General features: G+C 65.6%; 20 protein-coding genes and 1 tRNA gene. 8 read left to right on the top strand and 13 right to left on the bottom strand.

The genetic code is table 11. The features are described 5' to 3' along the window. The 3 genes from XH93_RS01205 to panE all read left to right on the top strand — a co-directional run bounded on the left by XH93_RS01205 (window position 1) and on the right by panE (window position 2,402). Window positions 1-588 carry a DUF2239 family protein gene (locus XH93_RS01205; protein ID WP_194472073.1) on the top strand — a complete coding sequence of 196 codons (588 nt, stop codon included), beginning with the start codon at window positions 1-3 and terminating at the stop codon, window positions 586-588. Window positions 589-767: 179 nt separating this feature from the next. Continuing rightward, a complete protein-coding gene (locus tag XH93_RS01200) occupies window positions 768-1,373 on the top strand; it encodes a 2-hydroxychromene-2-carboxylate isomerase (RefSeq protein WP_194472072.1) in 606 nt (201 codons plus the stop codon). Window positions 1,374-1,481: 108 nt separating this feature from the next. Beyond that, window positions 1,482-2,402 (top strand): 2-dehydropantoate 2-reductase, encoded by a 921-nt coding sequence (gene panE, locus XH93_RS01195; RefSeq protein ID WP_194472071.1) that lies wholly within the window; start codon window positions 1,482-1,484, stop codon window positions 2,400-2,402. 95 nt (window positions 2,403-2,497) lie between these two features. On the opposite strand, the gene XH93_RS01190 is transcribed toward panE, so the two are convergent. From XH93_RS01190 to XH93_RS01170, 5 genes are all read right to left on the bottom strand, one after another. Beyond that, window positions 2,498-3,094: a cytochrome c gene (locus tag XH93_RS01190; protein WP_194472070.1), complete on the bottom strand. Its 597-nt coding sequence runs from the start codon at window positions 3,092-3,094 to the stop codon at window positions 2,498-2,500. Between the two features lie 192 nt (window positions 3,095-3,286). Beyond that, complete coding sequence (locus tag XH93_RS01185; protein WP_194472069.1) at window positions 3,287-4,564, bottom strand: sorbosone dehydrogenase family protein; 1,278 nt, start codon at window positions 4,562-4,564, stop codon at window positions 3,287-3,289. A gap of 265 nt (window positions 4,565-4,829) precedes the next feature. Further along, on the bottom strand, window positions 4,830-5,453 hold the full coding sequence (locus XH93_RS01180; RefSeq protein ID WP_194472068.1) for a DUF2865 domain-containing protein: 624 nt from the start codon (window positions 5,451-5,453) through the stop codon (window positions 4,830-4,832). Between the two features lie 273 nt (window positions 5,454-5,726). Continuing rightward, window positions 5,727-5,801: transfer RNA gene (locus tag XH93_RS01175), tRNA-Gly, on the bottom strand. Between the two features lie 183 nt (window positions 5,802-5,984). Further along, the gene (locus XH93_RS01170) at window positions 5,985-6,419 is read right to left on the bottom strand and encodes an SRPBCC family protein (RefSeq protein WP_194472067.1); all 435 of its coding nucleotides are present in this window, start codon (window positions 6,417-6,419) and stop codon (window positions 5,985-5,987) included. 210 nt (window positions 6,420-6,629) lie between these two features. Between XH93_RS01170 and trxA the strand changes: the two genes are divergently transcribed. Together trxA and XH93_RS01160 are read left to right on the top strand one after the other, a co-directional pair. Beyond that, the gene (trxA, locus tag XH93_RS01165; protein WP_172626590.1) at window positions 6,630-7,550 is read left to right on the top strand and encodes a thioredoxin; all 921 of its coding nucleotides are present in this window, start codon (window positions 6,630-6,632) and stop codon (window positions 7,548-7,550) included. 114 nt (window positions 7,551-7,664) lie between these two features. After that, window positions 7,665-8,339: an LON peptidase substrate-binding domain-containing protein gene (locus XH93_RS01160; protein WP_194472066.1), complete on the top strand. Its 675-nt coding sequence runs from the start codon at window positions 7,665-7,667 to the stop codon at window positions 8,337-8,339. A 16-nt stretch (window positions 8,340-8,355) separates the two neighbouring features. Here XH93_RS01160 and XH93_RS01155 read toward each other — a convergent pair whose 3' ends face one another. The 7 genes from XH93_RS01155 to XH93_RS01125 form a co-directional block, all read right to left on the bottom strand. Continuing rightward, window positions 8,356-8,943: a cytochrome b/b6 domain-containing protein gene (locus tag XH93_RS01155; RefSeq protein WP_194472065.1), complete on the bottom strand. Its 588-nt coding sequence runs from the start codon at window positions 8,941-8,943 to the stop codon at window positions 8,356-8,358. 94 nt (window positions 8,944-9,037) lie between these two features. Beyond that, window positions 9,038-9,316 (bottom strand): PepSY domain-containing protein, encoded by a 279-nt coding sequence (locus tag XH93_RS01150; RefSeq protein WP_371814907.1) that lies wholly within the window; start codon window positions 9,314-9,316, stop codon window positions 9,038-9,040. Window positions 9,317-9,541: 225 nt separating this feature from the next. Further along, window positions 9,542-12,076, bottom strand: a complete 2,535-nt coding sequence (locus tag XH93_RS01145; protein ID WP_194472063.1) for an EAL domain-containing protein — start codon at window positions 12,074-12,076, stop codon at window positions 9,542-9,544. Between the two features lie 183 nt (window positions 12,077-12,259). Next, window positions 12,260-13,072 carry an SDR family oxidoreductase gene (locus XH93_RS01140; protein ID WP_194472062.1) on the bottom strand — a complete coding sequence of 271 codons (813 nt, stop codon included), beginning with the start codon at window positions 13,070-13,072 and terminating at the stop codon, window positions 12,260-12,262. A gap of 25 nt (window positions 13,073-13,097) precedes the next feature. Further along, window positions 13,098-13,520: a PaaI family thioesterase gene (locus XH93_RS01135; RefSeq protein WP_194472061.1), complete on the bottom strand. Its 423-nt coding sequence runs from the start codon at window positions 13,518-13,520 to the stop codon at window positions 13,098-13,100. Beyond that, window positions 13,517-14,320, bottom strand: a complete 804-nt coding sequence (locus XH93_RS01130; protein WP_194472060.1) for a crotonase/enoyl-CoA hydratase family protein — start codon at window positions 14,318-14,320, stop codon at window positions 13,517-13,519. Before XH93_RS01130 ends, XH93_RS01135 begins: the two co-directional genes overlap by 4 nt. Window positions 14,321-14,334: 14 nt before the next feature. After that, complete coding sequence (locus tag XH93_RS01125; protein WP_194472059.1) at window positions 14,335-14,685, bottom strand: hypothetical protein; 351 nt, start codon at window positions 14,683-14,685, stop codon at window positions 14,335-14,337. Between the two features lie 104 nt (window positions 14,686-14,789). Here XH93_RS01125 and XH93_RS01120 point away from each other — a divergent pair, with 104 nt between their 5' ends. Together XH93_RS01120 and XH93_RS01115 are read left to right on the top strand one after the other, a co-directional pair. After that, complete coding sequence (locus XH93_RS01120; RefSeq protein WP_194472058.1) at window positions 14,790-15,332, top strand: TetR/AcrR family transcriptional regulator; 543 nt, start codon at window positions 14,790-14,792, stop codon at window positions 15,330-15,332. A gap of 47 nt (window positions 15,333-15,379) precedes the next feature. After that, window positions 15,380-15,577 (top strand): Trm112 family protein, encoded by a 198-nt coding sequence (locus XH93_RS01115; RefSeq protein ID WP_018269337.1) that lies wholly within the window; start codon window positions 15,380-15,382, stop codon window positions 15,575-15,577. Between the two features lie 108 nt (window positions 15,578-15,685). Here XH93_RS01115 and XH93_RS01110 read toward each other — a convergent pair whose 3' ends face one another. Then, a complete protein-coding gene (locus tag XH93_RS01110; protein ID WP_194472057.1) occupies window positions 15,686-16,906 on the bottom strand; it encodes a ubiquinone biosynthesis hydroxylase in 1,221 nt (406 codons plus the stop codon). Window positions 16,907-17,120: 214 nt separating this feature from the next. Here XH93_RS01110 and tesB point away from each other — a divergent pair, with 214 nt between their 5' ends. Continuing rightward, window positions 17,121-17,981, top strand: a complete 861-nt coding sequence (tesB, locus tag XH93_RS01105) for an acyl-CoA thioesterase II (protein WP_194472056.1) — start codon at window positions 17,121-17,123, stop codon at window positions 17,979-17,981. Window positions 17,982-18,008 lie beyond the last annotated feature (27 nt).

Here is an 18,008-nt window from a genome sequence, read left to right as displayed (position 1 = left end):
ATGAATCCCGCCTACGTCGCCTTCGAGGGTGAGCGCCGCATCGCCGCCGGCGACCTCCCCGAGGTTGTCCGCACGGCCAAGCAGCTGCTGGACCGGCGCAAGGACGCCGCGATCCTCGTGTTCAACGGCCACACCTCGGCCCTGGTCGACATCGATTATCGCGGCTCGGTCGACGAGGTGCTCAAGCGTCTGCCGAAGTCGGCCACTGCGCCGGCGGAAGAGCCACCGGCGGCCACGGCGCCGCGCGGCCCCGGCCGTCCCAGGCTCGGCGTCGTCGCGCGCGAGATCACGCTGCTGCCGCGGCACTGGGACTGGCTGGCGCAGCAGAAAGGCGGCGCATCGGTCGCGATCCGCAAGCTGATCGACGAGGCCCGCCGCGCCAGCGGCGACAAGGATCGCACCCGCCTCGCCCAGGACGCGGCCTATCGCTTCATGACGACGATGGCCGGCAACCGGCCGCATTACGAGGACGCGATCCGCGCGCTGTTCGCGCACGACCGCCGGCGCTTTGCGACGCTGATCGCGGACTGGCCCGCCGATATCCGCGACCACGCCATCAGCCTCGCCCACAGCGATCAGGCGGATTAGCGCGCCGCCTTGCCGCGCGTTGTTCCGGACCCTGCGATCCGGGTGCGGAATGGCGCGTATGCGCGGCCGATCCAGCGTTTGACAACCCGTCGCACGGCTCACATGATGAGTATCATATTCTACGCACTGGGCCTGCGGCAGCAGGCCTGTGCCAAGCGAAGCTTCAGGGAGAGACTGCCGTGAGCCAAAATCCGCAATTCCTGTTCGATTTCGGCAGTCCCAACGCCTTCCTCAGCCACAAGGCGATCCCGGCCATCGAGCAGCGCACCGGCGTGAAATTCGAATATGTCCCGATCCTGCTCGGCGGCATCTTCAAGGCCACCAACAACAAGTCGCCGGCCGAGACGCTGGCCGGCGTCAAGAACAAGCCCGAGTTCCAGCAGGTCGAGACCGAGCGCTTCCTCAAGCGCTTCAACGTCGCGCCCTATGTCTGGAACCCGTTCTTCCCGGTCAACACGTTGAACTTGATGCGCGCGGCGGTCGCGGCGCAGATGGAAGGCGTGTTCGAGCCATATATCGAGGCCGCGTTCCACCATATGTGGGTCGAGCCGAAGAAGATGGACGATCCGGAAGTGGCCGCCAAAGCCCTCACCGCCTCGGGTCTCGACGGCGCCAAACTGCTCGCCCGCGGGCAGGAAGCCGAGGTGAAGGGCAAGCTGATCGAATACACCCAGAAGGCCGTCGAGCGCGGCGCATTCGGCTCGCCGACCTTCTTCGTCGGCAACGAGATGTTCTTCGGCAAGGAGCAGCTCCGCGAAGTCGAGGAATTGGTGTCGGGAAAGTGAGATGAGCGAACGGCGAATAGCGAGTAGCGAATAGACTTCTTATCTATTCGCTACTCACCATTCGCTATTCGCCCGCGAGCCGCGGACGACAAAGAAGGGAAAAATCCCATGCGCGTTCTCGTGGTCGGCGCCGGTGCGATCGGCGGATATTTTGGCGGCCGGATGCTTGAGGCCGGCCGCGACGTCACCTTCCTGGTCCGGCCGCGCCGCGCCGCCGAGCTGGCGTCGGCCGGCCTCGTGATCAAGAGCCCGAACGGCGATGCGACCTTGACGAATCCGCCGACCGTGCAGGCCGACAAGCTGTCGCAAAAGTTCGACGTCGTGCTGTTGAGCTGCAAGGCCTTCGATCTCGACGATGCAATCAAGTCCTTTGCACCCGCGGTCGGCGACAACACCGCGATCATTCCGCTGCTCAACGGCATGCTGCATCTCGATGCGCTCGACAAGAGGTTCGGGGCGCAGCACGTGCTCGGCGGCTTGTGTGCGATCGCGGCGACGCTGAACGAGAAGCGCGAGGTGGTGCAGCTGCAGCCGATGCAGTCGCTCAATTTCGGCGAACGCGCCGGCGGCCTGTCGGACCGGGTGCGCGCCATCGCCGACACCTTCTCCGCGATCAACGGCGCGGCCGCCAGCGACCACGTGATGCAGGACATGTGGGAGAAATGGGTGTTTCTGGCCTCGCTCGCCGCCTCGACCAGCCTGATGCGGACCTCGGTCGGCAACATCCTGGCCGCGCCCGGCGGCAAGGACTTTTTGCTCGGCATTCTGGACGAATGCAGCGCGATCGCCGCCGACGCCGGCCACGCGCCCGGTGGTTCGTTCTTCCAGCGCACCCGCGGCCTGCTCACCACCGAAGGCTCGCCGATGACGGCATCGATGTTCCGCGACATCAGAGCGGGGCTGCCGGTCGAGGCCGATCACGTGATCGGCGATCTGATCGTGCGCGCCGATGCGGCGAAGATCCCCGTGCCGAAGCTGCGCACGGCGTATACGCATCTCAAGGCGTATGAGAAGCAGCGGGCGAGTTAGTTCGTAGCCCGGATGGAGCGCAGCGTAATCCGGGGGCGGTCGTTTCCGCCGATGCAGCGGCCCCGGATTGCGCTACGCTTCATCCGGGCTACGGCTTATTGCGGCGACAGATGCGCGAGATAATGCGCGAGCGCGGTAATCTCCTCGTCGCTCAAGGGATAGGCGACGTCGGCCATCGCGGCCTGGGCGCCGCCGGAGCGCAGGCCCGACTTGTAGTCGTGCAGTGCCTTGACGAGATAATCCTCGCGCTGGCCGGCGATGCGGGCGACCGCCTTGGTGCCGACATAGGTGTCGGTGTGGCATGAGGCGCAGCGGCGGCCGGCGGCGGCCTGCTTGCCCTTCTCCGACAATTCCGGATTGTCGTCCTTGCCGCCCTTGAATGGCTCGAGCGAGGCAAAATAGGCGCCGAGATTGCGGATGTCGTCGTTCGTGAGCTGCTCGACGATCGGCTGCATCTGGTCGTTCTTGCGGGCGCCGGCGCGGAAGAATACCAGCTGCCACTGCACGAACTGATCGAGTTGGCCGGCCAGCGAGGGAATATTCTCGATCTGCGAGAGGCCGTTCTCGCCATGACAGCCGATGCAGACCTCGGCCTTCGTTTTGCCGGCAGCGACGTCGGCGGCCTGGCCTGGCGCCATCGCGAACGCAAGCACGACGCCGAGGGTGGCACGTAATACCAATCTGTTGAGCATGGGGACAGCGCTTTCGCGAGGAGAGTGTTGCGATCGTTTTCTTGGGATGCGTCAAGCGCAGGCCCGGATGTCATAACCCCGATCGAGGATCGTGAGTTCCGGATACGTCGGCGCGCGTCCGATCGAAAGTCAAAAAAACATGAGGCTGCGGCCGCCTTGTCGGCCACCGCAGCCTCATTGGTGTTTAGCCGGTTACTTCTTGCTGTAGCTGATGCGATAGATCGCACCGGCCCAGTCGTCAGCGACGAGGATCGAGCCGTCCTTGTCGAGCACGATATCGGCGGGACGGCCGAGATAACCCTGGTCACCCTCGATCCAGCCCGACGCGAAGATCTCCTGCTTGGCGTTCTTGCCGTCGGGACCAGCGGTGATCCGCACGATGCGGCCGCCCTGGTACTTGTGCCGGTTCCAGGAGCCGTGCTCGGCGATCAAGATGCTGTTCTTGTACTCGGCCGGGAATTGGCTGCCGGTATAGAACTTCATGCCGAGCGGAGCGACGTGGGCGCCGAGATTGAACACCGGCGGGGTGAACTCCGAGCACTTGTGGCCCATCGCAAACTTGTCATCCGGCAGGTTGCCCTGGTGGCAATAGGGATAGCCGAAATGCTCGCCGATCTTCGAGATCATGTTGAGCTTGTCGCTCGGCAGATCGTCGCTGATCCAGTCGCGCGCATTCTCGGTGAACCAGTACTTGCCGGTGCGCGGATCGACGTCGCCGCCGACCGAGTTGCGGACGCCGAGCGCCACGATTTCCGCATTGCCGGTTTTCGGATCGACGCGGCGGATCTGCGACACCGAGGTCGGCGGGATGCCGATGTTGAAGGGCGGGCCGAACGGCAGGTAGAACCAGCCGTCCTTGTCGACCGCGATGTATTTCCAGCCATGCGCGGCATAGGACGGCATGTCGTCATACACCACCTTGCCGCTGCCGAGATTGTCGAGATTGGCTTCGGCACTGTCGTAGCGGATCAGCTTGTCGACCGCGATGACGTAGAGCGCGCCGTTCTGGAAGGCGAGCCCGGTCGGCATGTTGAGGCCCTTGAGGATGGTCTTGACCTCTTTCTTGCCGTTGTTGTCCTTGATCGCATAGACGTTGCCGAGGCCGAACGAGCCGACGAACAGCGTGCCCTTGTCGCCCCAGGCCATCTGCCGCGCCGCGAGCACGTTGGAGGCGTAGACCTCGATCTTGAAGCCCGGCGGCAGCTTGATCTTCTTCATCATCGCCGCGAGCTCGGTATCTGAGGCGCCGGTCGGCGGACCGGACGGCGGCGCAAGGCCCTTCTGCGCCTCGGTCTCGTCGCCGAGGAACCAGTCATCCGGCGGATGGGTCCAAAATTCCTTGGTGCCCGATTCGTATTTCTTCAGCGCCCGGTTCTTGTCTGTTTGTTGCTGCGCACTGGCGAAGGTCGTCCCCGCCAGCAATGCAATCGCCGCGAACGCAAATATGGATCGATTGAAAGCCGATTTCATCGCGTCACTCCCCTATGCAGGCCGTTGCAGCCTGCCGCTGTTATTGATTTTGAACGCCTTGAGAGATGATGGTGGCGGTCTGGAGGTAGGTCAGACGGCAAAATGGTAGCACATCCGATGCGGCTGAGAAGTGCAGCCCGCTTTGTGCTGCGCTGCAGTCAAAACAAGTTGAGCGACTAAATTTTGAGCGCAATTTGCCTCGGACGATTTCCGCGCACATTGCAACGCAATATTCGCGCGAAGCCAACGCGTCATATCGCGTCGGCTATCTGGACGAGATGCGTGCGAGGCCGAGCGCCTGCGCGCGCGCCTTCGACAGCGGCCTGAACAGAACGCTGCGCCGATGCCCGCCGGAGACCGCCGCGATCTTGAAGCCATCATCCGCCGCAACGATGTCGCCGGTGCGCAGCGTCATGTCGTTCTCGATCGCGACAGGCGAAAGACCGGGCGTGCCGGCACGGCACGCGCATTGCGGCACGATCTCGCGCTGGAAGCGAAACGCATTCGCCAGCGTCTTGTAGGGCAGGCCCTGCTCGGTCCTGGCGCTTTCGATGTCGGCACCCGCGTACAGCTGCACCTCGGCGGCGGGGCAGACCGCCTCGCATGCGCTGACATTGACCGCTTCACTCAGGCGCGGCAGCGGGAAGTAGCGGCCGTCGCAGGTCCTGACACAAAAGTTCTGGCTGCCGCCCGAATGCGACCGTGTCGGGATGTAGACGCGGGTGCGTGGCCGGTCCTGCGGATCGAAGTCAGGCGCGGAAAAAAAGCTGGGCGGCGCGGCGGGAGCCGCCGCATATGCCGTGTCCCCCGGCATCAACTGCGCCGAGGCCGGCGCGCACAACGAGCTGCAGCCGAGAACGACAAGCGCAGCAATGCTCGCGCGCGCCATGCGTCGTTTCAGTCCCCGCTCTGGCTTCCAACTTACCGGCATCTGTGCTGCTTGCCGGATCGCACGCGGCGATCGCGGCCACCACCTGGGTCCGGCGTCGACAACACCACAAATTTCTATCAGTTTTGAGAACAGCCGCCGGGACGGTTAATTGGACATCGACGCGCCGATGACGGACCAGGCGGAGCGGCCCAACCAATCCTGCGAAAAGCAAAAAGCCCGCCTCAAATCAGCGGGCCTTCATCAGACTGTCAGCTCGGTCAGCGAGAAGTTTGGAGCGGGCGAAGGGGCTCGAACCCTCGACCCCGACCTTGGCAAGGTCGTGCTCTACCACTGAGCTACACCCGCATCCGAGATGGCGGCGATCGCTCGCCGACAACGGCAGACCTATGCCAAATGCGCTCCATGAATGCAACACAAGAGCACGGTCCGAAGCTGTCGAAATAGCGTGAATTCCTTAAAAATTGCGCTCGAATCGGCCCCAAACCGGGCCGGGCCAAAATTTTCTTCGCGGCCCGCGGGGAACCGGCCTCAGAGCGCCATACGGTCCCGCAGCGATTCGAGCCAGGTTTCGAACCAGCCGGTCAGGGTCCGGCTCAGCTCGGTGCGGCAGTCGGGATCGCAATCGAACACCGCGGACCATTCGATGAAGGCGCGATCGCCGTCGATGACAGGGGTGACCCGCAACGTGGCCTGGAAATCCTGCAGCGGCAGGGTCGGGGCATCGGCGAATTCGTAGGTCTGGAAACGGTCGGTGTCGGACTGCGCGAGCAGCCGCTGCCGGATCCGCCGCTCCCGGTAGAGCACGCTGCGCACCGCGCCGATGGTGTCGCCGGATTTGCCCTCCTCGATCTCGCTAAAACCCGCGCCATGGACCCAGACCGGGTAATTGTTGAAATCACGGATGATTTTCCAGACCTCGCCGGCCGGCTGCTCGAACACGGTGCTGTAATAGGCCTTTGCCATGGGCGATCCCCGGTTTGCCGCAACGGATCGCCATGATCGGCCGCCGTGGGGCCGAATCCACCCGATCTCCGATGGAACTGGTCGGCGCCATAAGCGATTGAATTTTGCTGGCTGACCGCCATTTAGCCTGACAGAACGGCTGAACCGGCCGTGTGGAGCGTGCTAGAACGCCTCCAGCTTTTTCGACCTCAGACGACAGGCGAGGACAACGTGACGATAATGGAGCAGGGCGGCCCCACGCCCGAGGCAGCGCCCGATCTGATCAAGGAAACCACGACCCAGACCTTCGTGAAGGACGTCATCGAGGAGTCGCGCCGCCAGCCGGTCATGATCGACTTCTGGGCGCCCTGGTGCGGCCCCTGCCGTCAGCTCACCCCGATGCTGGAGAAGGCGGTCCGCAACGCCAAGGGCCGGGTCAAGCTGGTCAAGATGAACATCGACGAGCATCCGGCGATCCCCGGCCAGATGGGCATCCAGTCGATCCCGGCCGTCATCGCCTTCGTCAACGGCCAGCCCGCCGACGGCTTCATGGGCGCGGTGCCGGAAAGCCAGGTCAACGCCTTCATCGAGAAGATCACCAAGGGCGTGCCGGCGGCGGGCGAGCCCAATCTCGCCGAGATCATCGCCGAGGCCGAGGCCGTGCTCGCCGAGGGCGATGCCGCCGCCGCGGCGCAGATCTATGCCGAAGTGCTGGCGCATGATGCCACCAACATCGCGGCGCTGGCCGGGCTGGCAAAATGCTACATCACGACCGGCGCGGTCGAGCAGGCCAAGCAAACGCTGGCGATGGTTCCGGAGTCCAAGCGCAATGATGCCGCGGTGAAGGCGGTGCAGGCCGCGATCGACCTCGCCGAACAGGCGCAGTCGGTTGGCCCCGTTGCCGAGCTGGAACAGAAAGTCGCCGCAAACCCGCTCGATCATCAGGCAAGATTCGATCTCGCGACCGCCCTCAATGCGATGGGCAAGCGCGTCGAGGCGACCGAGCAGCTGCTCGCCATCGTCAAGCGCGACCGCAAGTGGAACGACGACGGCGCGCGCAAGCAGCTGGTGCAATTCTTCGAAGCGTGGGGCGGCACCGATGAGGCAACCGTCGAGGGGCGCAAGCGGTTGTCGACCATCCTCTTCTCCTAAAGCGCAACAAGGTCGCGCTTTAGGATATTGTTTGAGCATGATCCTGTCGGAAAACCGCTTCACACTTTTCCGGATCATGCTCGGAGCGCGCCGGTAACAGCAGCGGGACCGCAGATGCCGATCAATGCCGAATATCGCGGGCCCGGCGAGTTGCCGGAAGTGATCCCGGTGTTTCCGCTGCCCGGTGCGTTGCTGCTGCCGCGCGGTCAGATGCCGCTCAACATCTTCGAGCCGCGTTATCTTGCGATGGTCGACGACGCGCTGCGCGACGGCCACCGTTTGATCGGGATGATCCAGCCCGACGTCACCCATTCGCCGAAGGAGGCGAAGCCGGTGCTGTTCAAGATCGGCTGCGTCGGCCGCATCACCCAGCTCGCCGAATCCGGCGACGGCCGCTACATCCTCGAGCTGACCGGCGTCTCCCGCTTCAAGGTGGTCGAGGAATTGAACGTGCAGACGCCGTACCGGCAGTGCAAGGTCGACTTCTTCTCCTTCACCGGCGACTTCACCGCGCGCAAGGGCGAGGACGCGGTCGACCGCAAGGCGCTGCTCGAGGTGCTCGCCGATTTCCTGGAAGCCAACAAGCTGAAGGTCGACTGGGAAGGCATCGAGGCCGCGCCCAACGAGGCGCTGGTCAACGCGCTCGCGATGATGTCGCCCTATGGCGCCGCGGAGAAGCAGGCGATGCTGGAGGCGCCCGACCTAAAGACGCGCGCCGAAATCCTGATCGCCATCACCGAGATGGACCTCGCCAAGAAGCGCACCAGCGGCGACCCGCCGGTGCAGTAGCGCGCTTCGCGCGCCGTCAGTGATGGCCGAGGTGCTTGCGCCCGCTGAACATCGCGCGCACCAAATTCTGCCGCTGCAGGATCGCCATCACGACGACGCCCAGCACATGCAGCCCGGCGAGGATGATGACCGCATCCGACGCGTAAGCATGGGTGTCCTCGACCCACCAGACGCCGAAGAAGGTCACGGTGACCGACATCGCGCCCGTGATCGTCGAGACCGCGAGCGAGAGCAGCAGCGCCACCAGCATGATGGTGCCAGCCGGGTTGAGCCCGATATAGCGCCCGGTGATGCCGCGGCGGAGATTCCAGATGTAGCGCGGCGCGGCGCGCAAGCGGACGCCGAGCTTGCTGAACCGCGAATAGCGCGTGCCGGCAAAGCCCCAAACCAGCCGAAACGCCAGCAGGGCGATCACCGCATAGCCGGAGAGCCGGTGCAGCCGGTCATAGGTGCTCGGCGTCAGCCACGCGATCAGCACCAGGACCGCGAGGGCCCAGTGCCAGAGCCGCAGCGGCAGGTCCCAGACCTGCACCGTCCGCGACGCCGTGCGCTGCGCGGGCGCCGCTGTGGACGCATCGCGCAGACCGTGCACCGTCTCGCTCATCGTGCTTTCGCTTGTTGCTTGAGCATGATCTGGTCGGAAAACCGCTTCGCACTTTTCGCTAACGCGGCCGTGCCGGTCCGGATCATGCTCGGCTTCACTTCGCGATCGTCTTCTTCAGGCTGAGATCTTCGGGGCTGTAGAACAGCTCGTAGAGCTTGCCTTCCTTGACGCCGTAGACCTCGTAACACGAGCCCTCGACCTTGGACCGCCGCACCTCGTAACCGGCCGCCTTGGCCTTGGCTTCTGCGTCGGCTGCAGGCTTCCACGACGCCTTGTCGAGCTTGGTGCAGTTCTTGAAGCCGTCGGCCAGCGCCGTCGATCCCATCAGCCCCAGCAAGGACACAGCAAGCACAGCACTCCGAATGACGCTCACGCGCATCTCCCCTCCATTTTCGATCATGCGCGAAACGCCGTCGCGCAGAACACATGCGTGAAGGAAGCCGAGGCTCTTGCCAAGTCAAGGCAGCGCTGTCAGGGGCATGCTTTAGAGAAATTCTAACGGTCGCGAAAACCGCCGTGGTGACCGCGCGCAATTTGCGTTTGGCCGCGTGCTGCGGCGTTACGCCTCACGAGCCGCAATCGGGGCGGCCGCCCGCGATCAGAATGCGGCCTCCGCCATGGCGCGGCGAACGGCAGGGCGCGGCGCCTCGGCCGGCGCCCGCTCGCCGATCATTTGCGCGACCCGGGCGCCCTGCACCGGCGGGCTGAAGTGGAAGCCCTGCACTTCCACGCAGGCATCGGCGCGCAGGATGTCGAGCTGCTCCCGGGTTTCGACGCCCTCGGCCGTGGTCGTCTTGCCGAGGCTGACCGCGAAGCGAACCACCGCGCGCGCGATCCGGCGCGACTCGTCGCTCGCGCCCGACAGTTCGGAGACGAAGCTGCGATCGATCTTGACCTTGTCGAACGGAAACTTCTGCAGAAAGCTCAGCGACGAATAACCGGTGCCGAAATCGTCGAGCGCGATCCGCACCCCCAGCGCATGCAGCTGAGCGAGCACCGCGAACACCGTCTCGCTGTCGTGGATGATGGCGGTCTCGGTGACCTCGAGCTCGAGCCGGTGCGAGGCGATGCCGGCGTTCGCCAGCGCGCGCATCACGATCGGGACCAGCTCCGGGCTCCGGAACTGGACCGGCGACAGATTGACGGCGATCTTGAGATCGTCGGGCCATTTCGCGGCCTCGGCACAGGCCGTCATCAGCACCCATTCGCCGAGCGGCACGATCAGGCCGGTCTCTTCCGCGAGCGGGATGAAATCCGCGGGTGATACCCGGCCGCGTTCCGGATGATTCCAGCGCAGCAGCGCTTCGAAGCCGCAGGTCTCGCCGCTCACGACATGAATGAACGGCTGATAGTGCAGCTCGAACTCTCCGTGCGCGAGCGCGCTGCGCATGTCGCGCTCCAGGCTGCGCCGGGCCTGCAGCTGCCGGTCGAGCTCGGGCTCGAAGAAGCGGAACGAGCCGCGCGCACCGCTCTTGGCCGAATACAGCGCAAGGTCGGCGCTGCGCAGGATCTCGTCCGAATCTGTGCCGTCGCGCGGCGCGATCGCAATGCCGATGCTGGTCGTGGTGGTGACCCGGTGATCGCCGAGGTCGACCGGCTCGCTCAACGCCCGTCTGATCTGCTCGGCGAGCTGGCCTGCATCCGCGACCGGATCGGTGACATAGTCGATCACCGCAAACTCGTCGCCGCCGAGGCGCGCGATCAGCGTGGACTCGCTGACGCAGCGGCGCAGCCGTGCCGCCACCGCCTGCAGCAGCGCGTCACCCGCCGGATGCCCGAGCGTGTCGTTGACTTCCTTGAAGCGATCGAGATCGAGCATCAGCACCGCAAAGCTCGGTCCGCCGCGCAGCGTCGCCGCCAGCGCCTGTTCCATCCGCTCCTTGAGCAGCACGCGATTGGGCAGATCGGTCAACGCGTCGTGCTGCGCCATGTGGGTGATCTTGGCTTCGGAGCGCACCTGCTCGGTGACGTCGCGATGGGTCGCCACCCATCCGCCGCTCGGCATCGGCTGCCGGGTGACGCAGATCAGCCGGCCGTCGGCGAGCTCGTCGATCCGGCTGGTGGTCTCGTTGGCCGGCAGCGCATTCAACGTCGCGAGCACCTTGGTCGCAGCGGTGTCGCTGGTCTCGCCCTTGAGAATGCCGTTGGCGATCCGATGCCGGATGATCTCGCCGTGCGGCGTGCCCGACATCAGCAGTTCCGGCGGCAGCCGGTACATCCTGGCGTAGCGGTCGTTGCACACGACGAGGCGCTTATCCGCATCGAACATGCAGAGGCCTTCGCCCATGTTGTTGATGGCGGTGTCGAGCCGGAGCTTCTGCTCCTGCAACTCGTTCTGCTGCGCCTCGACCTGCTGGCGCGCGTGCGAAAGCTGACTGATGATCTCCTCGAAGCGGCTGGTGCGCAGTGCAAGCCGCCGGTCGGCCAGCACGCCGACCATGCTCATCCCGAGCACCGTCAGCGCCACTCCGGCGATGGTGACGGCGAGGAAGGCGGGCGACAGCGAGAGCGCGTCGGAGACCCGCGACGGGTCGGGAATGATCCCCACTGCACCCATCGCCGTGAAGTGATGCGAAACGATCGCAAGCGTCAGGAGCAGCGCCGCCGCCAGCGACATCCAGCGGTCCTGGTGGCGGACCGCGATCGCCAGCGCGGCATATCCGAACAGCATGCCGAGTACGATCGAGGCGGCCACGAGGTCGAGCGACCAGGTGACGTGGCCCGGCACTTCGAGCGCCCACATCCCGAGATAGTGCATGGAGGCGATGCCGGCCCCGATCACCGCGCCGCCGACCGGCGCGCGCCAGCGGCTGGTCTCGCTCGCGGCAAAGCCGAGGCCGACCGATGTCAGCATCATCGCCACAGCGAGCGACAGCGCGGTCAGCGCAATGGCGTAACCGGTCGGCACGCCCGGCTCATAGGCGAGCATGGCGATGAAATGCGTCGCCCAGATTCCGTAGCCGATCGCCGCGCCGGCGATCGCGATCCAGATCAGGCGCGTCCTTGCTTGCGACGCCATCGCGCGATGGAAGATGTTGACGGCAACGATGCTGGCAACGAAACAGACAAGGCCGGCGAGCAGAACGAGCCGCCAGTCATGCTCACCGGAAATGCACGTAAGAATACGGAACATTGAATCGGCCCATGAACAACTGCTTCAACCAATAGGCCGAGTGGATTTTCTTCTCGATAATTTTTCGCAACTTTCGGTGGCATGGTTATCCGCGCGTAAGCCGGATCTGCTGCGGAATTGATGACTCCATCAAATTCCGCAATGTGCTTCGACCGCACTGCAAGAAGTCGCGGTTCCAACGGCTCACGCCGCGATTTGGAACGCGGATGACCGCCGCTGCAGCCAATCGGACCAGGACAGAGTTCCGCGCACGCCGCTGCTCACGACAAAGCCCATGCCGCGGGCCGTGCGCTCGGACACCCGCATCGGCAGGATCGGCCGGCGGATGCCGCGGGCGGCTTGATACTGCCGCGCGAATGCATCGCAGCCGAGATCATCGGGGCCGCCGATCTCGGCACGCTCGCCGCGCTCTTCGTCGAACGCACAGCTGACGAGATAGCCGGCGACGTCGGACGTATCGACCGGATTGAACACGGTCGTCGGCACCGGCCAGAGCGGAAGCCAGGAGAGGGAGGCGAGCATGGTCTCCAGCAGATAGTAGAACGGCATCGCGCGGACCACCGACCACGACAAGTCGGAGCTGCGCACAAGGCGCTCGCCCGCAAGTTTGACGCGAGCATAAGGCAGTGACGCATCGTCGAGGCCAACGATCGAGACATGAAGGAAGTGCTGGACCTTCGCATCACCGCACGACGCGAGCAGCCGCTCGGTGCCTTCGACATCGACGGCGGAGGGCGATCTGAAAAAATCGATCGGCCTGATGCCGCCGCGCCGCGCGATCGGCGAAAACGTCGCCGCATTGATCACGGTGTCAACGCCGCGCAGCGCCGCGCGCAAACCTTCGCCGGTGGCGAGGTCGCCGGTCGCCCACTCGATATCGGCGCGAGCTTGCGGCGACCGCGCGAACACCCGCACGCGGTGCCCGGCCTGAACCAACCGGTCGACCAGATCGCGGCCGAGATGGCCGCTGCCGCCGGTGACGAGAACGAGGGACATGTTGGCACTCCCTGGTGTTGACCGATCAGGCGCTGAGAGGAACGAGCACCGTCTCACCGGTGGCGACGAGGATCATGTCGCCCCGCTCATTCTCCGCGAACAGCTCCGCCCGTGCGAACACCTGTTTGCGCCCGGCGCGCACCGTGGTGCCCTTCGAGACAAACCTGAGGCCGGCGGCGGGTTTCAGGCAGTTCATCGAAAAATGCGACGCGGTGACGCTGCCGATGACGGTCGCCGCGGCAAAGCCGCAGGCGGTGTCGAGCAGCGCTGCGATCATGCCGGCATGCAAATGGCCGGCATATTGGCCGAAGTCGTCGCGCCACGGCATGCGCAGCTCGACCTCGCCGTCACCGGCCGCGACGACCTCGAGGCCGATGAGCCGGTTGAACGCGGCGGATGCATTGACCGCGGCAAGGCGCTGCAGGTCGAAACCCGGATCCGCGGTCATGCAACACTCCAGCGCGGCGGGCGGCGTTCGAGATTGGCCCTGACCGCCTCGACGTGATTGGGCGTGCCGAGCAGCTGCGCCTGCTCGGCGGTCTCGGCCGCGAGCCCGGTCGCGGCGTCGCAGCTGGCCGCGAGATTGAGCAGCCGCTTGGCGGCGCGGATTGCATCCGGGCTGCGGTCGGCGATCGCGCGCGCTGTCGCCAGCGCGGCCTCTCGGGGATCGTCGACCACTTTTGTAGCGAAGCCGTAGGCGAGCGCTTCGTCGGCGGAGAAGATGCGCGCGGTGTAGGTCAGCTCGCGGACGATATCTTCGCGGGCGAGATGACGCATCAGCTGGGTGCCGGCCATGTCGGGCACCAGACCCCATTTGGCTTCGACGATGCCGAGCCGCGTGCCGGGCGCGAGATATCTGATATCGGCGCCGAGCGTGAGCTGGAATCCGCCACCGACCGCGACGCCGTGGACGGCCGCGATGACAGGCACCGGCAGCTCCCGCCACAGCCAGACCAGATGCTGCGCCCAGTTGGCGATGCCGTGGGTGCGCCGGCCCAGATCGGCAAACGGCAGGATGGATTCGCCTTCGGTCGTGGCGACCAGGCGCTCGATGTCGAGGCCGGCGCAGAACGCCTCGCCTTCGCCCGACAGCACCACGGCGCGGACGCCGCTGTTATCTGCAAGCCGCGCGCCGGCATCGGCGATCGCCACGAACATCGCGGGATCGAGCGCGTTCAGCCGGTCCGGTCGGTTCAGCCGGACGTCGGCGACGCCGTTGGCGATGGAAAGGCGGATGCGATCGTCCATGGTGAACTCCTGCGCTAGTAGGCGGCCACCGCGAGCGCCACGACCGCGCTCATCCCGATCCAGCCGAGATGCGGGCCCCGGGTCGCAATCGCATTTGCGATCGCGGCAAAGCCGAAGACGACGGCGAAGGTCACCACGATCCAGTGCCGCGCCGCGTCCGACGCCATTGCGGGGGCTGCGAGCAGCAGGACGCCGCCGGCGATCCAGGCGATGGTGCCAGCCTGCCAGACCAGGCGGAGCAGCAGTCGCAGCCGCGGCGGCTCGACGGTGGCGCGCGCGAACACCTTGGTCTCGCCGAGCACGCCATGCGCCAGGCTGATGCCGATGGCGATCAGTCCGGCAGCCTGCAGCAGAAGATCGCGCATCGCGACGCCTCCATACATAACTGTATGGTTGATGCTTATCGCACCGGCGGCTGGCGCCTGTCAATACAGTTGTGTATGGTCGGCCGGCGCGGGAACGGGGAACCATGACGGAACAGCTTTCGGCAAAGGATTGGCTCGATCGGGGCCTGAAGACGCTGGCAAAAAGCGGCTTCACGGCGCTCAAGGCCGAGCCGCTGGCGAAGGCGATGGGCGTCTCGCGCGGCAGCTTCTACTGGCATTTTGCCGATATCGGCGCGTACCGCGCGGCGATCCTCAAGCACTGGCGCGAGGTCAGCGCCGAGCAGGTGATCGCCGAGCTCGAGACGGTTCCGAGCGGCGAGGACGCGCTGGCGCTGCTGCTGCGCCGCACCTTCTCGGCGCGGCTTCTGCTGGAACGCGCGGTGCGCAGCTGGGCGACCGTCGATCCGGAGGCGCGCGCCGCGGTGCTCGCGGTCGACCAGCGCCGCATCGGCTATATCGAGACCCTGCTGCGGCAGGCCGGATTTGCCGACGAGGTGGCGCGCGGCCGCGCGCAGATCTTCTACTGGGCGTTCGTCGGCTACGCGCTGTCGGACCAGACCGGCCCGAAGGTGCGGCAGCAGGCCGCGCTCGACGAGCTGCTGCGGATGGCCCGCGCGCCGTCATGACTCGCGCCGATTGGATGTGCTAGACGACAGGGAAGCTGGAGAGCGCAATGAATTCCACGACCGATCACCTCGAGAGCACCGCCGACCCGAAGCTGCTGGAAATTCTGGTGTGCCCGATCACCAAGGGCCCGCTGGAATTCGACGCCGCGCGGCAGGAGCTGATCTCGCGCTCCGCAAAGCTCGCCTATCCGATCCGCGACGGCATCCCGATCATGCTGCCGGAAGAGGCAAGAAAGATCGATTGAGGGAAGACCCGTAGCCCGGATGCAGCGCAGCGCAATCTGGGCAGATTATCCGCGGTGAGACTTTCCCGGATTTCGCTTCGCTGCATCCGGGCTACGAAGCTACAAATTCTACAGCGCCTCGCCCTTCAGCAGCCGCGGCACTTCGCCTGACAATCCCGCCGCCTGGCGGATGAACATCTCCTTCAGCGGCGGCGTGCGGTCGACGAGACCGAGGCCGATGTCGCGCACGGTGCGCAGCAGCGTCGATTCGTTGGAGAACAGGAAGTTCAGCGAGTTGGTGGCGACGCCCATCGCCATGGTGTCGAAGCGGCGCCAGCGCTGGTAGCGCTCGAGCACGTCGGCCTGGCCGAGATCCATGCCGAGCCGCGCCGCGTCGACCACGACTTCGGCCAGTGCGGCGACATCCTTCAGGCCCAGGTTCAACCCCTGCCCTGCGATCGGATGGATCACATGCGCGGCGTCGCCGATCAGCGCCATCCGCTCGGCGATGAAGGAGCGCGCGACGAAATAGCCGAGCGGAAACGCGCGCGGCTTGTCGAGCGCCTTGATCTCGCCGAGGTGCAGACCGAAGCGCTGCTCGAGCTCGGCGTGGAATTCCTCGTCACTCAGCGCGGTGATGCGCGCGGCGTCCTTGCGCGTCTCGGTCCACACCAGCGAGGAGCGGTTGCCGGTCAGCGGCAGGATCGCGAACGGGCCCGCGGGCAGGAAATGCTCCTCGGCGCGGCCGTTGTGCGCGCGCTCATGGCCGACGGTGACGACGATGCCGGATTGATCGTAGTCCCAGCCATGGGTGGCGATGCCGGCGCGCTCGCGCAGCCTTGAGCGCGCGCCATCGGCGGCGACCAGGAGGCTCGCGTCGATCACGGTGCCATCCGCCAAGGTGACGCTGACGCCGTCGGGGCGCGCATCGAAGCTCGACACCGCGGTGGCGCGCAGCTCGACGCCCTCGGCCTCGGCGCGCGCGGCGAGCGCATCGATCAGATAGCGGTTCTCGACCATATGCGCGAACGGCTCGCCGGGCTCGACATTGCCGGCGAAGGTCAAAAACACCGGACGCGTAGCGTCCTCCAGCTTGGAGTCGGTCACGACCATGTCGGTGATCGGCTGCGCGGTCGGCGCGACCTGGCCCCAGACCCCGAGCGTCTCGAACAGCCGCCGGCAGGCCGCCACGATCGCGGTCGCGCGCGGGTCGCGGCTTGGCCGCTGGCTCAGCGCCGGGTCGGCCACGACCACGCCGACGTCGGGCCCGAGCCCCTGGCGCAGCGCCACCGCCAGCGCCAGCCCGGCAAATGCACCCCCGCAGATGACAATACTTCGCTGTGCCGGCATGCCGTTCCTTTACGCGCGTGGCGCCCTCAGACTGTGCTTGCTACCTGATAATAGCTGGGCGAAACAGGTGCCAGAAACAAGCCCAACGCGGTCATTCCGGGGCGATGCGATAGCATCGAACCCGGAATCTCGAGATTCTCAGGTGCGCAATTGCGCACCATAGTTCACGCTTCGCGCGCCCCGGAATGACGGGCCAAGACACCGAAAGCCATCCATGTCCAAAAGCCTGATCGACCTGCTGTCCATCCTCGACCTCGAGCAGCTCGAGGTGAATTTGTTCCGCGGCAACAGCCCGAAGACCAGCTGGCAGCGGGTGTTCGGCGGCCAGGTGATCGGGCAGGCGATGGTGGCGGCGTGCCGCACCGTCGAGGGCCGCCTGCCGCATTCGATCCATTGCTATTTCATCCTGCCGGGCGATCCGCAGATCCCGATCATCTACCAGGTCGAGCGTCTCCGCGACGGCAAGAGCTACACCACCCGCCGCGTCACCGCGATCCAGCACGGCAACGCGATCTTTTCGATCATGGTCTCGTTCCACGCCGACGAGGAGAGCAACTTCAACCACCAGGACAAGATGCCCGACGTGCCGCCGCCGGAGAAGCTGACGGCCGAGGAAGTGTCGAAGCAGCCGATGTTCAAGGAAATGCCGGAGTTCATCCGCCGCTACTACGAGAGCGACCGGCCGATCGAGCTGCGCCCGGTCGAGCTCGGCCGCTACTTTGGCCAGAAGATCGACGACGGCCGCATCCATGTCTGGATCCGCACCGCCGCCAAGCTGCCCGACGATCCCGCGCTGCATCTGTGCGCGCTGGCCTATGCATCGGATTTCTCGCTGCTCGACGCGGTGATGGCGCGCTACGGCCGCACGCTGTTCGACCGCCGCATGATGCCGGCGAGCCTCGACCATGCGATGTGGTTTCACCGCCCGTTCCGCGCCGACGAATGGCTGCTCTACGTGCAGGATTCGCCGAGCGCGCAATCCGGCCGCGGGCTGACCCGCGGCCTGATCTTCAAGCCCGACGGCACGCTGGTGGCGTCAGTGGCGCAGGAAGGCTCGGTGCGCGAGCGGCGGTAGAGCATGATCCGGAAAAGTGTGAAGCGG

Origin of the sequence: Bradyrhizobium sp. CCBAU 51753, from assembly GCF_015291565.1 — a bacterium.
Lineage (GTDB): Bacteria > Pseudomonadota > Alphaproteobacteria > Rhizobiales > Xanthobacteraceae > Bradyrhizobium > Bradyrhizobium ivorense.
This window is presented reverse-complemented; position numbering and strand designations above follow the sequence as displayed.